The organism is Mycobacterium marseillense (genome assembly GCF_010731675.1).
GTDB classification, from domain to species: domain Bacteria; phylum Actinomycetota; class Actinomycetes; order Mycobacteriales; family Mycobacteriaceae; genus Mycobacterium; species Mycobacterium marseillense.
The window spans coordinates 1,584,796-1,599,059 of the sequence record NZ_AP022584.1 but is presented as its reverse complement, the minus strand read 5'-3'; the positions used below and the strand labels follow the sequence as shown (position 1 = coordinate 1,599,059).

Sequence of the window (14,264 nt, the reverse complement as noted above, 5' to 3'; positions counted from 1 at the left end):
TTGGTACGGCTGACGCGTATGCGACCCTGGGCTTTCCGATTGATCGTCGGGTGGTTTGACATGATGGCTTCCAGGGGGATGAACACAGCTTTCTTTGTCTAAGTGAACGCGCTATACGATGCCAACGACCCAACGCGCTCCCACTCTCGCTGGGCCTGGGGGCCCACGCCTGACTGGAATCGACGAGGACGGGATTCAACCGATGACCCGCGAGTACACCCAGGCCGCGCAGGCCCTCATCGAGACGCAGGCCCGCTTTGCGCGCGGCAGCATTGAACGGGCCAGCGTCGAGTTCGGTTCTGAATGGGACAACGCCTTCGAGCAGCTACTGGCCCGCGTCTACCGTGATCCACTGGCGATGGCCGACGCGGTCAAGGGTTATGCCGCCTTTGCAGTGGACTCGATGCGCCGCCAACGGCGCTTCGAGGCGGAACGCGAATACCCTGCCAAGACGTTCGCCGAGGCTGCGCAAGAGGTTTACCTGAACGATGAGTACATGCACACGCAATACTTGCCGGGGCTGCTGCTCTCTCATTACCTATGGCCGCATCACTACCTGCAGTTGCAGTATTTCGAGCGGTTCTTCTTGCCCTCGCTGGCTAAAGAGGCCCAACCCCGTTTTGCCGAGGTCGGTATCGGCACAGGTGTGTACTCCCGCACTGCTTTGCAGGCAGTGTCGAAGGCGGAAGGCCTTGGTTACGACCTGAGTCCGGTCTCGGTCCGCTTCACCCGCGCTCACCTCGAGGCTTTTGGGCTGTTGGATCGCTATGACACCAGCTTGCGCGACGTTATCGCGCAGCCACCGGAAGACCAAGTGAGTCACGTGATCTGCGTGGAGGTGCTTGAACACCTCGAAGACCCCGTGGCGTTACTGCGAGCCCTGAAGAACATGACGGCCCCCGCCGGCAAGCTCTTCATCACCGCCGCGCTCAACGCCGCCAACGCCGACCACATTTACCTTTACCGAAATGCCGAGGACGTCCTCGCGCAAGCCGAGGAAGCGGGCCTCCACGTGGAGCACTACTACTTCGCCAACGCCTACCCAGCTCCGACGCGGGGCGTGCCCGTCCCCGGCGCGATGGCCATGGTGTGCACCCCGGAGCGCTGAGCTTCATGGCAGACATCACCCTCGAGGGCGAGTTCGTCACCCTGCGTCCGATAGCGGTGGATGACGCTTCACTGACCCTTACGTGGCGCAAAAGCGCGCGCGCGGCCAACTTGAACGTCCCTCCGCAGAGCCTCGAGCAGCAAACGAATTGGATCGCCACGCGGCCCGACTCGGAATATAACTTCATCATTGAGCTAAAAGATGGCCGTCGCGTAGGTATGGTCTCTCTGACTGGCGTCGATACCACGCACCGCCGTGCTGAACCGGGACGCTTCTTAATCGGGGACGAAGAGGCAGTGCGCGGCCTGCCGGTAGCGGTAGAGGCCATGAAGCTCGTGTACGAGCTGGCGTTCGGCAAGCTGGGATTACAACGAGTGCATGGATCTGTCGCGTCCGACAACAAGCTCATGATCAAGTGGCAGAAATTCATGGGGATGACCGAAGAGGGGCGGTTGCGTAACCACTATTTCATAAACGGAAAATTCCAGGATGCGGTAATTTTTGGTTTGCTGGCCGAAGAGTACGCGGCAAAGACGAAGCCAAATATGGAGGTCTTTATCAAAGCGGCAAGAAAGGCGAAGTGAGGTGCGTTTAGGAACGCTTGTTGCCAACACGCCCGTCCCGCGTGTCGGTCGGGCAGCGTGGGCGGTTCCGCGGGCAAAAATCAAGAGATGCAACGGAGTCCAAGCATGAGCAACAAAGAAGCAGTCGAACGCATCATTTTTCAGGCTCTCGAAACGTTGAACAAAGAGCGCGCGTCGGATGAGCAGATCGACGTCGGTCCTGGCACGGCCCTTTTTGGACCCGATGCGTCGTTGAATTCACTTGAACTCGTCTCAGTCATGGTCGACATCGAGACGCTGTCCGCCGACGAATTCGGCCAGCCCGTCAGCCTGACAGACGACGCAGCTATGGAGCGCGATCCGGTTCCATTTCTGAACGTCTCGACACTGACCGCCTACATCCTCGAACTGCTGGGCGACTGAGTAACGGCGATGTCCGCAAGCTATGACGAAAAGGTGGTGTTGGTAACCGGCGCGCGTCGGGGCCTGGGCGCCGTGGTCGCTGAACATTTCGAGCGGCGCGGGGCCCAAGTGGTGGGGTTTAGTCGCCATGTCGATGAAGTTCCCAAGTCGGACCGTCGCTACGACGTAGCCGTCGACATCGGGGACGCAAGTTCAGTCAGCGCTGGTTTCGAAGAAATTCGCAAACGTTTCGGCAAGCTGGACATCTGCGTCAACAACGCTGCAGTGCTGACCTCGCAGTACGCGATGATACTGCCGGCCGCGTCGGCCCAGGCCATGGTCGAAACGAATATATTAGGCACGTTCCTCGTCTCACGCGAGGCCGCGAAGCTCATGCGCAAGGGTAAATGGGGTCGCATCGTCAGCGTGAGCTCGATGGCCGTGAGCCTAGAGCCAATGGGCGACTCGGTCTACGCTGCCACCAAGGCTGCGGTCACCACTCTCGCCAACATAATGGCAAAGGAACTGGCCACCACCAACATCACCTGTAACACGCTCGGGGTCAGCGCCTTCGAAACCGACATGTTAAGCCAGCTACCGCGCGATAAAGTCAATGCCGTGATCGCCGCCCTGCCGCTTGCGCGCATGGCGACGCGTGAAGACGTGGCGCATGTGCTCGATTTCTTTTGCGGGCCTGGCAGCGGGTGTATTACTGCGCAGACGGTGTACCTCGGCGGGGTGCATTGAGATGCTGATATCGCGTTCAACATCGTTTGTACCGCGCCTTCGACGCTGCAGCACCGAGGCGGCCTGACAGAAATGACTACCAGCGCCGACGCTTTGCAAATCGTGGCAAACCAAGGCTTTTCCTCAAACACGTACCTTTTAGCCTCTGGCGCACCTGGTCGTTGTGTGATCGTCGACCCAGGACTGGATTCCGCGTCGTTGGAGAAGAAGCTGAACGACCTCGACTGGGCCCCTGAAGCTGTGCTGTGCACTCACGGTCACTTCGACCATGTAGGCGGAGCGGCTCAACTGCAATCGCAGCACCACATCCCTGTCTACCTTTGCGCGGCCGATATAAAAGCGGCCAAAATGTCTAACTTCATGATGGCCGCTTTTAAGATCGAAAAGCGCATCGAACTGCCGGATTTCCAGTTGATAGAGGGCGAGGACTCACGTCTAGAATGCGGCGGGCGGTCGTTCCTCTTTCATTCAGTGCCGGGTCACACCCCCGGCAGCGCTGTGATCGAGGTGGATGGTTTGCTCTTCTCTGGAGACTCGCTGTATGCCAAGCGAATTGGCTTATCTCAATTGCCTGGCGAGGACTCGCGGACGCTGCGCCGCTCACTGCGTCGCCTGTTCACCCGTGTGGGCGACGAGATGCTCGTACTACCGGGACACGGCGGCAGCGCGACGCTGAAAGACATTCACGAAAAGAACCACAAGCTGCGCGAGTTCATGGCGGAGATCGATTGACCCGCACTGCATGCCGACGTAGCGCACGCCTGTCACTGAGAGGGTTGCAAGCCTTTACGCTATGAACACTGTTCCGACTTCTGCCGTCCCAATGCCCGCCGTTTCCATCGTCGGAGTGGGCCACCACCTGCCTGCGCGAGTGGTCGGCAACGACGAGCTGTGCCAGAAGCTGGACCCGGCACAAGCCATTACGCCCGAGTGGATCGAAGAAAAAACTGGTATCCGCCAGCGCCGTATTGCAGACCCGCAAGACACCGCGTGGGGATTCGCAGTGGCCGCAGCTAAGCAAGCGATGGCGATGGCGCAAGTCACCGCCGAGCAACTCGACGTCATTATCTGTTGCACCTTCTCGGGGGACTACATCTATCCGCCGGTCTCCGCCAAGGTGCAGCAGCAGCTCGAGGCAAAGCACGCACAGATCTACGACGTGCAAGCCAACTGCTCGGGCTTCGTTACAGGGTTGACGGCAGCGTCCGATCGCATGAAGGTGGACGACACTGTGCGCTACGCGCTGGTTATCGGCGTTGAAATGCTCAGCCGCTACATCGATGGCAGCGACGTCAACACCGCCATATACCTCAGTGATGGCGCCGGTGCAGCCGTACTGAGCCGAGTGCAGCAAGGCGGCATCCTCCACTCCGCCTTCCACACGGACAGCTCGAACTTCGATGCCGTGCGCCAGCGCGGCGGAGGCTCGATGTTTCCCACGAACGGTCGGCCGTTCGATCGCGCGGTGGACTTGATGGAGATGAACGGTATTGCGACGTGGAAGCAGGCCATCACCCATCTGCCCCCCACCATTCGCAAGGCAGTCGCCAAGTCGGGCTACGAGATCAGCGACATCGACTTCGTCGTGTTTCACCAGGCGAATCTGCGCTTGATCGAATACCTCGTGAAAAAAATGGGCTTCGGTTTGGATAAGACATATGCCAACGTCGCCGAGGTGGGTAACACTGGCTCGGCATCGCTTGCAATCGCACTGAGCGAAGCGGTGCACAAACGCAAGTTGAGCCGAGGCCAGCGCGTGGTGCTAGCCGGCGTGGGCGCGGGGTTCAATTTCGCGGCGAGCGTATGGGATTGGACTTTGGAGATACCGCAATGAGGCGGGTCGCGCGAATGTTTGTCCACCGAGCTGGTGCGCATCCGTTCCTCGGCTCGGCCGGTGTGGTGATCGACCGAGGATTGCGATGACCGTGTTCACCAATTTTGACGACGTAAAAGAGGGCGACACTGCTTCGGTGGTCAAGACCATCACCGATGTCGACATTCGAAGGTTCGTCGAGCTCACCGGGGATGACAACCCCCTGCACGTAGATGCCGAGTTTGCGAACCGCACGCCCTTCAAAGAGATCGTCGTCCATGGCATGCTGGGCGCTTCGTTCATCTCAACCGTCATAGGCACGAAACTTCCAGGGCCAGGCGCGTTGTGGGTATCGCAGTCATTCGACTTCAGCTTGCCGGTGCGCCTAGGTGACACGCTCAGCGTGGCCTGCACCGTGGTGCGCAAACACGCCCGCGACCGCCTGCTAGAGCTGGACATGCGGATCACCAACCAACACGGCCAAACGGTGTTAAAAGGCCAGGGCAAGGTCAAGCTGCTTGAAGCGCCCGAGGCCAAAGTTGTGACACCGAAGCCGACGCTCAAGGTCGCCATCGTCACCGGCGGGGGCGGGGGTATCGGTAGCGCGATCTGTGAAATGCTCGCCACTGATGGGTACTCCCTTGTTGTCAACTATCTGAACAGCCGCGATCGAGCCGATGCGCTGGTGCGCCAACTAAACACAATCGAGCCCCCTGAGACGCGTGCGGTAGCAGTACAGGCGGACGTGTCCACTGCGGAAGGGTGCGCGCGACTGAACGACGCCGCGAGACGGCACTTTGGGGGAGTGAGTGCGCTGATCAACGCCGCCTCGCCACGTATCGTCCCCAAGCCGCTCGCTGAGATGCGCTGGGCCGAAGTGCAAGAGCATCTCGATGTACAGGTTAAAAGCGCATTCCTGTCGGTCCAAGCGGTCGCGCCGCTTATGGCGGATAACGGGGGAGGCCGCATCGTTTGCATTACATCGGAATCCATCGACGGCGCCCCCGTGAGCGGGTGGACGGCTTACGCCACGGCCAAGGGCGCTCTGGCGACGATGGCGCGGTACCTCGCCGCAGAGCTTGGCCCGCAGGGGATCACGATCAACTGCGTCTCCCCGGGTATGACGGACACCCGATTTATCAGCGGCATTTCTGAAAAGCAGCAGTTGATGACAGCGCGTCTAAAACCGTTGCGCCGCTTGGGTACGCCGGAAGATACGGCGGGGCCGTCGCCTTTTTGCTATCCGACCAGGCCTCCTACATCACGGGGCAAAGCCTGAAGGTGAATGGCGGGGGAACGATGTCGTGAGTGCTGCTCGCACTGAAGCCTTGGAGATTCTGCGCGACCCAACCGCGGCCATGACCGATGTGCTTAAGGCGTTGTCCACTCTTGACAAGGCAAAACATACCGGCCAGACGGTCAAGCTCGGAATCGCCGCCAACATCTCGGTAGAGCTTCTGGGCACGTATCTCCGTCGCTATGCGTACATCGCGGACGTCAAGTTGGAAGTGATTACGGGCTCCTACGACGATCTGCTGAACGACGTCACGGACTTTGTGAGCCAGGGCGTTGACCACGTGCTTGTGATCCCATTTTTCGACAACCTCTACGCTGCGTGGGAATCTCAACTCGATGGGCTCACGACCAATGAGCAGCAGGAGAGAATGCAGGCCTGGCTCTCCAAACTCAAGCTCGCAGTGGGCCAAACCGCTTCCGTAGGCCGTTTGACGCTTGCCGGCGCCCATCTGTGGAACTCCAGGCCTTACGGAGCCGCAGGGGAGTTGCTGCTCGAATTCAATCGTGCAATGAAGGCCTTGGCGGACGGGCAAGCCAACGCGCAGTTTTTCGACACCGCGGGGATCGTGACTCACCTCGGGGAGAAAGCCGCGTTAGACGCGCGGTTCTATTACTCGGGCAAGGCCCCGTATACCCCCGCCTTCTTTGATGAGTTCGCGCGCCGCTTCGCGCTGGCCACGCGTGGCTTTGATTCGTACTTCTACAAAGTTGTGGCATTGGACTGCGACAACACGCTGTGGGGAGGCATCGTCGGCGAAGATGGGCTGACCGGCATCGGGCTCGATCCGTACGACTACCCAGGCAATGTCTTTTGGACGGTGCAGCAACAGCTTCGCCAGCTTGAATCAAGCGGGGTTTTGCTCTGCCTGTGTACTAAGAACAACGCCGCAGATGTGGACGAGGTATTTGCGACGCACCCTAACGCGGTGCTGAAGGACGAACACTTCGCGGCCAAGAGGGTGAATTGGGAGCCGAAGGTTGCGAACCTGCAAGCTCTGGCGAAGGAGCTAAACCTTGGAGCCGAGAGTTTCATCTTCATCGATGACTCCGTATTCGAGTTGGAGGCCGTTCGCACACAGTTACCCCAAGTCAGGGTGTTCCAGGTCCCGAAAAAGTTGAGCGACTACCCGGCGATGCTTCGCGACGTGGCCGCGCTCTGCGTGGCCGGCGGGGTAATCAGCGAGAGCGAAAGCAAGACTCGTCACTACAGACAGCTGGCCGAGTCATCCGCCGCGCAAGCGAACTTTGCCAATCAAGAGGATTACCTGCGCTCGTTGGACTTGGAGGTGCGCATCTACCGCGACGCGCGCGAGCAGATTCCCCGCATAGCCGAACTGACCCAAAAATCAAACCAGTTCAATTTGACTACGCGCCGTTACACTCCGGGCGAAGTTGTGGCGCTAATGGACCGCGCGGACAGTACCGTGTACTCGTTTGAGGTTAGCGACCGGTTTGGGAAGTGCGGCGTCACAGGCGTGATCGTGGTGGACTTCACCAGCGAACACGCCGTGGTAGACGCGTTCTTGATGAGTTGCCGTGTGATCGGACGGGGGGTTGAGTTTGCTGTGTGGCGTGCCGTCCTTGAAGACTCACGAATACACGGTAAACGCGCCTTGTCGGCGAGTTATCTGCCCACTGCGAAAAACACACAGGTGGCAGACTTCTTTGACCGGCTTGGCCTCTCAAAGGTGGAAGAATCCGAGGACGGTTGCCGCCGTTACGAAATCCAACTGGACGACTTTCGGCCGGCGGATAGGGATTGGGTGGAGTTGATTGATGGTTGATCAGGCGAAGATCAAAGAGGTGATGGCCGCGGTTCTGGGAGTGGACGCGTCCACGATCAGCGAGGACGCCAGCATGGACAGTATCGAGAGTTGGAACTCGCTACGTCAGATGAGTTTGGTGCTGGCGCTCGAAGAAGAGTTCGGTGTGTCGTTTCCAGATGAAGACGCCGCGAACGCGACCTCGTTCAAGCTTTTGTCGTTAGTACTACAAGAGCAGGTCGCCTGAACGCGAATGCCCTTCCAGAAAGGCTCTTCGTGGATGCCACAATGGATTGGCTCATCGAGCGCTTCGTAAGTGCAGGTGAGAGAACGGCTTTCATTCACCACGGCACGCCGTTCAGTTATGGCCAGATGGTTGATCGCATCTCCAGCCTGGAACTCCAACTTCGGCAGGCCGGCGTCGGGCACCATGAAACGGTGGTGGTTCTGGCTGACTACGCGCCTGAAGTTGTGTGCATGCTGCTGGCCCTCGCGAGGCTTCGTGCAACCGTCGTGCCCATGACGCGCGGGTCGGTGATTGAAGAGGATGAGGTGCTCAGCATCTCAGGCTGTACCCGCCGGATCACCTTCTCCCCGAACGGCATTACTTGGGAGATGGAAACACATTCTCTGCCCGTCACCAACCAGCTGATGACTGAATTCCGCCGGACGAAAAACCCAGGCCTGGTGTTGTTCTCATCTGGATCGACAGGCAAGCCTAAAGGAATGCTGTATGACTTTTCGCGTGTCGTGGACCGGTTCAAGGTACAGCGCGCGCCAGTCGTGGCGGTTCCATTCCTCCTGCTTGACCATTTCGGTGGCATTAACACCATCCTTGCCATCACCAGCAGCCTGGGCACCGTGGTTACGACCGAGGACCGTCTCCTGCCGACCATATGTGCGGCAATCGAGAAGTACAGCGTCGACCTGCTGCCGACAACTCCATCATTTCTGACCATGCTCGCGGCGACCGACTTGCCGACGCGTTACGACCTGAGCTCCTTGAAGCGCATCACATATGGCACCGAAACCATGCCGCAAGCCACCCTGGATCGCATCCGTGAGCGTTTCCCCAACGTCGAATTGCAGCAGACGTACGGACTTTCGGAGGTTGGTGTGCTGCGATCTCAGTCACGCCCCGATGGCTCGCTCTGGGTGCGAATTGGGGGACAGGGCTTCGAGACCCAGGTGCGCGAAGGGATATTGTGGGTTCGCTCCGAGTTCCGCATGCTCGGCTACCTCAACGCCCCGTCTGCCTTTGATCACGATGGCTGGTTCAACACGCAGGATCGTGTGGAAGTCGATGGCGAGTGGTTCAAGATCTTGGGCCGCGTGACCGATCTAATAAACGTGGCGGGGCAGAAGGTGTACCCAGCTGAGGTCGAAGATGTCATTTTGCAACTACCAAACGTCACTGACGTGGTTGTTAAGGGCGAGAAACACACACTGCTCGGGCAGATCGTGGTCGCACACGTGGCGCTCACCGAGCCCGAACCGCTGTCGGAGCTACGTGCACGTGTGCGTTCGGCGTGTCTATCCAAGCTCACTGACTACAAGGTGCCGGCCAAAGTGGTGCTGATGGAGGCGGAAATGTATTCCGCAAGGTTTAAGAAAGTACGCAGATAGACGTCGGGACTACGGCTCGTTCCATTTCAGGTTGGCACGGAGCCGCCGAGCTCGGGCGAACTCACGGACGGGGGCGAGCAGCAACGTTTTCATCCGTGAGGCTCTGTCCGGCCCGTAGACAATGACTTCTAGAGCTCGTAGCAGCCAGACGGGCGCCCACCACATTCCCGCGGTAAGTCGAATCATGATGGGTGATGCGGGATCAACGATAACCCAGGTCAGAAGGCGCAGCCGGTCAAGCCACCAGGGTCGTGCCTCGAAAGTTTGCACCGTAAACGGGGAATGTTGCCGTACCGAGAGTTCTTGCGGGACAAAGCAAGCCGCCGATCTCAGCAGCATACGCAACCAGAGGTCCAAATCCGATAGATGAGCGATGTCGGAGCGGATGCCTCCTGCGTCGAGCGCCAGCTGGCGCCGGAACATAACGTTGGTGGGCTCTCCTATCCAGTTAGTTGCGAGGCCCTGCAACGCCATTTGCATGACTAACGACTGACCGTCGTTGTGTTCTTGCAAGTTCCGAAAGCGCGTATGCAGTGTGCCGCATCGGCGTAGCCACTCGAGGTCATCCGTCAACACGCGCCGAGGCGCGAAAGCCAGTCCGACAGAGGGATCATCGAAACAACGGGCGAGTGTCCGAAGAGCTCCCGGAAGCAACCAGTCGTCGCCGTGCACGTATTGGATGTAACTGCCACGCGCGAGTTCCAAGCACTTGATGTGGTTTCCGTGCGCGCCCAGATTGGACGTGTTGCGTATCAGCCGGTCTCCGGGGCGTAGCATCTTTTCGGCGATGGCGACACTATCGTCCGGTGAGTTGTCGTCAACGACGATGAGCTCGTATTCAGCGTCTTGATCCAGGATGCTCCGCAAACAACGCTCGATCGTCGCGCCGTTGTTGTACATCGGTACGCACACCGAAATAATCGGGGTGATTGGCGAACCCTCAGCGTTGGAATTTACCGATACTGATGTCGATACATCGTCAGGCAATGTGGTGAGAATCCTTCCGGCCATAGCTGCGGTTGGGTGCCTGCCCTGGAAGAACTTCATAGACAATGCGTGTCGGGTTCGGCCGCAGCACCGCGAGACGGGCTTTCGTCGTGCGTGAAGACCCGAGCATCGCGGTGGGCACAGGCGTCTTCCGAGTAGCCCTGAATCGGATACTGCGAGCTCCTACGGTGCCAGGCGGCGCCGGATGTACGAGCTTGTTGCTGTCGGCCATCATCAGGACAGGCACGCGGTGAGCGTACACCGGCGCTCGCAGCCCTCGTCGAATTTCGACGGTGACGGCGAAGAGCGGCGTGCTTTTCGGTTGGCTATCGCAATGGGCGCGCAAGATCAGCGCGAAACCGCCTCGCCCGGGCGAACTCACTAGCGGGCGCCGCGAGCAACGCCTTCAGCCGCGAGGACCGCTGAGGTCCGAACGCCGTCACTTTGAAGAGCAGTCCCAACCAGACAAGTGCCCACCATGGCAGTGCAGCGGCTCGGACAGCGCTGGTGGATGCCGGGTCCACGATCATCCACGTCAGAATGCGTAGCTGGTCCAGCCAGTGCCGATGGGCCTTGGTGATGTTGGCCGACTCGGTGGTTGCGGTGTGATGACGTACCGAGAGCTCTTGCGGTACAAAGCAAACCGCTGATCGCAGCATCAGACGCAACCAGAAATCCAAGTCCACGGTCTGATAGACGTCGTCCCGTAAGCCTCCCGCGTCCGCCGCCAGCCGCCGCCGGAACATCACGCAGCTCGGTTCGCCGATCAAATTGGCGCTTGCGCCCCATAGGGCCACGATCTGCAGGACCAACGACGACCCGCGATTTCGCTCCCGAAGCCTCACAAAATAGACGTGCAGCTTGCTAGGTGCCCGCCGCCGCTCGCTCCAAGGGAGATCGTCGGTCTGCACCCGTCGGGGTGCGAAGGCCATCCCGACGTCAGAGTCGTCAAAAGATCGGGCCAGTGTCTGCAGGGCTCCTGGGAGCAACCAATCGTCTCCGTGCAGAAACTGGATGTAGTCGCCACGGGCAAGTTCCAAACATCTGTTGTGGTTTCCATTCAAGCCCAGGCGAGCGTCGTTGCGTATCAAGCGGTCTCCGGCGCGGAGCAATGTCGCGGCTGTAGCGGCGCCATCGTCTGTCGACTGGTCATCAACGATGACGATCTCGAACTCGACGCCAACCTGATCCAGGACGCTACGTAGACAGCGCTCGATTGTCGCCGCGTTGTTGTACATCGGCACGCACACCGAGATCAGCGGCGCGGCCTGCGCATCGTCGATTCGGTCAGCGGCCGCGGGTTCGAGGCCCGAAGCGGGAGGGCAAGGCTGGTCGGCGGGACCGGTCACGCGCTGGACTCCGCGGACAACCGGTATCCGCGCACCGCAAGCGGGAGGAACACGGCGAGCAGCACGACAGCCCAAATCAAAGTTGTCACGAAGGGCGCACCGATTGGACCGCCATGGGCTAATGACCGCATGGTCTCGATAGGCGGCGATATCGGCTGCATGCGGATCAATGGCTGAGCCCAATCCGGGAACAGCTTGATTGGAGTGGCACCGGGATTGACAAACGCGAGCGCAAATGTGACGCCCAAGAGCCAAGTCATCGCGGTGCGGCCATTGTTACGGATCGCCATCGCCATCACCAGAGCGGTGAACCCGGTCACCACGATCGACGGGATCAGAAGGAAAAGTAGGGCCGCAGGCCAACCCTGCGTGAAGCGCAAACCCATTGCCACCCCGATCACGGTGATCAAGATGGTGCCGATGAACGCGCGCACAACCTCGGCGATCACCCAGCCGGTGACCGCGCTCGCTCGGTGTATTGGCAGAATCCACATCCTACTGAGCAGGCGCGACTCGCGGTCCATGGTGATCCCAACCGAATTGCCCAGCGATCCGAAAAGCGCGGAAATCACCGCGCACATGGGGACCACGCCGTAAACGCTGTCGACACCAGTCACCTTGTGCACCTGTTCTCCGAGCACAATTTTGTAGATGAAGAGGAGGAAGACAGGTAATAGCAGCGACCCCATCAGCACCGCTTGGTCACGCCTCCACCGGAGTAGGAGTCGTCCTGCCTGCACCCAACTTTCGATCAGCAGGGAACCGTGCGGCGCGAGGCGATGCATCACTAGCCGCGCCTTTGCATGCGCAACGTGATCGCTCCGAAGACCAGCACCATGCCCAGACACCAGGCCAGAGTGGCCGCTAGGTTGCTGACCAAAACATGCCCGGTGGACAGTCCGCGCAGGGTTTCGGCGAATTGTGAAATCGGTTGGTTGCGGACGTACGGACGCAACCACTCGGGAAAGGTCTTTTCGGGGGCGATTCCGGTGGAGAGCATGAACAGCAGCAGTTGAGGGACAAACAAAAAGTGGCTGGCACCCTGGACACTCTTTGCGCTCGATCCCAGTGCGTCGGCGCCCAGAGCTATGGCCAGGCACAGCAGCAAGGAGATGAGCAGGAAGGCCGCCGCGTATCCCAATCCCCCGGTTATCCGGAAACCGAAGGCATAGCCGGCGATCAACGCCACTAGCAGGGAGAGCACGGCGCGCATCAGGGTGGCCACCGTGCGGGCTGTGACTGTGGCCGCCGCAGGGACGGGCAGGGTCCGCATCCGCTCACCGAACCCAAACAGGTGGTCGCGCGCCGCGCGGTCGGCGGTGAGCAGCCCGACGAAAATCATCGATTGAGCGACCACCGCGGGCAGGAAATACTGCGTGTAACTGACGGGTCCAGTGTCGATCAGGCCGTGCAGCGCGACACTGAACCCAGCCAGATACGCTGCGGGGGAGATGATTTCGAAGATCATCTCGCCATCGCGTGCCGCCGACATCAGCGAGCGTTCGGTGAGGGCGGCCAGGGCGCTCATGGCCGGGCGACGGTCCGCTCGGTCAGATGCAGGAATGCTTCGTCGAGCGACGGCTTACGCAGCGAGATATCGGCGAGTTCGAGCCCGAGCGCATCGACCCGGCGAAATACCTCAACCAGCGTCGTCACACCGTTGGGGGCGAACACCGACACCGAACTCGTGTCGGTGTCGATATCGACCCCGTCGAGCCCGGTCAGCGCCCCTGCAACTTGGGGCAGATCGGCGGGATTGGCCGGGGTCACCTGACAGTAGCTGGAACCCACCGCGCGCTTGAGTTCCTCGGCGGTGCCGCTGGCGATCACCTGCCCATGGTCGATGACCACGATCGAGTCGCTCAACACGTCGGCCTCTTCGAGGTACTGGGTGGTCAGCAGCACGGTGATGCCCTGCACGGTCAGCGAACTCACCAGGGCCCACACGTCGCGCCGGCTGCGGGGGTCCAGTCCTGTGGTCGGTTCGTCGAGGAACAGCACCTTGGGCGGCACCACGAGGGCGCTGGCCAGGTCGACGCGGCGGAACATGCCGCCGGAGTACGTCGATAGTCGCCGGTCTGCTGCGGCGACGAGGTCGAACTGTTCGAGGAGTTCGTCGGCGCGTGCCTTCGCCTGCCGCCGGTTCAACCCACGCAGCCTGCCGAACAGCACCAGGTTCTCTCGGCCCGTCAGCATGGGGTCCATGCCGGTGAACTGCCCGGCCATTCCGATGCTGGCCCGTACCTCGGCAGGTTGGCGGGCGAGGTCGTATCCAGCGACGCTGGCCCTGCCCGAGCTAGGGCGAATCAACGTTGACAGAATGTTGATCGTGGTCGTCTTGCCGGCGCCATTATGGCCGAGGAGTCCACACACCGTCCCCACCGGAACCGAAAAGTCCACGCCACTCAGCGCGAGCGTGTCTCGCCCGAATGTCTTTGTGAGGCCTACAACCTCGATCGCCAATGGGCTCACGGTAGAAGTATTTCATGGCGCGAACCGGCGCGGTGCCGGTATAGGTGGGTAGATCTGCTGGCGTAACCCAAAGCTGTTTGCAACTGGGGATTTCCGAATGTCCGATGCAAAACCATTGGCTTCCAACCTTTCTCACCA

General features: G+C 60.1%; 14 protein-coding genes and 1 pseudogene. 10 read left to right on the top strand and 5 right to left on the bottom strand.

Going from position 1 to position 14,264, the window contains the following annotated elements; genetic code table 11:
* Positions 1–202 precede the first annotated feature (202 nt).
* The 10 genes and pseudogenes from G6N26_RS06785 to G6N26_RS06740 all read left to right on the top strand — a co-directional run bounded on the left by G6N26_RS06785 (position 203) and on the right by G6N26_RS06740 (position 9,318).
* Positions 203–1,108, top strand: coding sequence for a class I SAM-dependent methyltransferase (locus G6N26_RS06785; protein ID WP_067173083.1), 906 nt, complete (start codon positions 203–205; stop codon positions 1,106–1,108).
* A 5-nt stretch (positions 1,109–1,113) separates the two neighbouring features.
* On the top strand, positions 1,114–1,692 hold the full coding sequence (locus G6N26_RS06780; RefSeq protein WP_232067540.1) for a GNAT family N-acetyltransferase: 579 nt from the start codon (positions 1,114–1,116) through the stop codon (positions 1,690–1,692).
* A gap of 105 nt (positions 1,693–1,797) precedes the next feature.
* Positions 1,798–2,094, top strand: a complete 297-nt coding sequence (locus tag G6N26_RS06775; RefSeq protein ID WP_067173089.1) for a hypothetical protein — start codon at positions 1,798–1,800, stop codon at positions 2,092–2,094.
* Positions 2,095–2,103: 9 nt separating this feature from the next.
* Positions 2,104–2,820, top strand: a complete 717-nt coding sequence (locus tag G6N26_RS06770) for an SDR family NAD(P)-dependent oxidoreductase (RefSeq protein ID WP_083018208.1) — start codon at positions 2,104–2,106, stop codon at positions 2,818–2,820.
* Between the two features lie 72 nt (positions 2,821–2,892).
* Positions 2,893–3,552, top strand: a complete 660-nt coding sequence (locus tag G6N26_RS06765) for an MBL fold metallo-hydrolase (protein WP_067173095.1) — start codon at positions 2,893–2,895, stop codon at positions 3,550–3,552.
* A gap of 61 nt (positions 3,553–3,613) precedes the next feature.
* The gene (locus G6N26_RS06760; protein WP_225323427.1) at positions 3,614–4,654 is read left to right on the top strand and encodes a 3-oxoacyl-ACP synthase III family protein; all 1,041 of its coding nucleotides are present in this window, start codon (positions 3,614–3,616) and stop codon (positions 4,652–4,654) included.
* 85 nt (positions 4,655–4,739) lie between these two features.
* Positions 4,740–5,941 (top strand): annotated as a pseudogene (locus G6N26_RS06755) (SDR family oxidoreductase).
* The gene (locus G6N26_RS06750; protein WP_139799142.1) at positions 5,938–7,713 is read left to right on the top strand and encodes an HAD-IIIC family phosphatase; all 1,776 of its coding nucleotides are present in this window, start codon (positions 5,938–5,940) and stop codon (positions 7,711–7,713) included. The pseudogene G6N26_RS06755 and the gene G6N26_RS06750 overlap by 4 nt, the downstream one beginning before the upstream one ends.
* Positions 7,706–7,939: an acyl carrier protein gene (locus G6N26_RS06745; protein WP_067173104.1), complete on the top strand. Its 234-nt coding sequence runs from the start codon at positions 7,706–7,708 to the stop codon at positions 7,937–7,939. Before G6N26_RS06750 ends, G6N26_RS06745 begins: the two co-directional genes overlap by 8 nt.
* Positions 7,940–7,980: 41 nt before the next feature.
* Positions 7,981–9,318, top strand: a complete 1,338-nt coding sequence (locus tag G6N26_RS06740) for a class I adenylate-forming enzyme family protein (RefSeq protein WP_083018289.1) — start codon at positions 7,981–7,983, stop codon at positions 9,316–9,318.
* A gap of 9 nt (positions 9,319–9,327) precedes the next feature.
* Here the strand turns inward: G6N26_RS06740 and G6N26_RS06735 are convergent, their stop codons facing one another.
* From G6N26_RS06735 to G6N26_RS06715, 5 genes are all read right to left on the bottom strand, one after another.
* Positions 9,328–10,365 (bottom strand): glycosyltransferase family 2 protein, encoded by a 1,038-nt coding sequence (locus tag G6N26_RS06735; RefSeq protein WP_225323428.1) that lies wholly within the window; start codon positions 10,363–10,365, stop codon positions 9,328–9,330.
* A 266-nt stretch (positions 10,366–10,631) separates the two neighbouring features.
* A complete protein-coding gene (locus G6N26_RS06730) occupies positions 10,632–11,588 on the bottom strand; it encodes a glycosyltransferase family 2 protein (protein ID WP_083018287.1) in 957 nt (318 codons plus the stop codon).
* A gap of 62 nt (positions 11,589–11,650) precedes the next feature.
* A complete protein-coding gene (locus G6N26_RS06725) occupies positions 11,651–12,439 on the bottom strand; it encodes an ABC transporter permease (protein WP_082991485.1) in 789 nt (262 codons plus the stop codon).
* Positions 12,440–12,441: 2 nt separating this feature from the next.
* Positions 12,442–13,182, bottom strand: coding sequence for an ABC transporter permease (locus tag G6N26_RS06720; protein ID WP_067173107.1), 741 nt, complete (start codon positions 13,180–13,182; stop codon positions 12,442–12,444).
* A complete protein-coding gene (locus tag G6N26_RS06715) occupies positions 13,179–14,126 on the bottom strand; it encodes an ATP-binding cassette domain-containing protein (protein ID WP_083018203.1) in 948 nt (315 codons plus the stop codon). The genes G6N26_RS06720 and G6N26_RS06715 overlap by 4 nt, the downstream gene beginning before the upstream one ends.
* Positions 14,127–14,264: the final 138 nt, after the last annotated feature.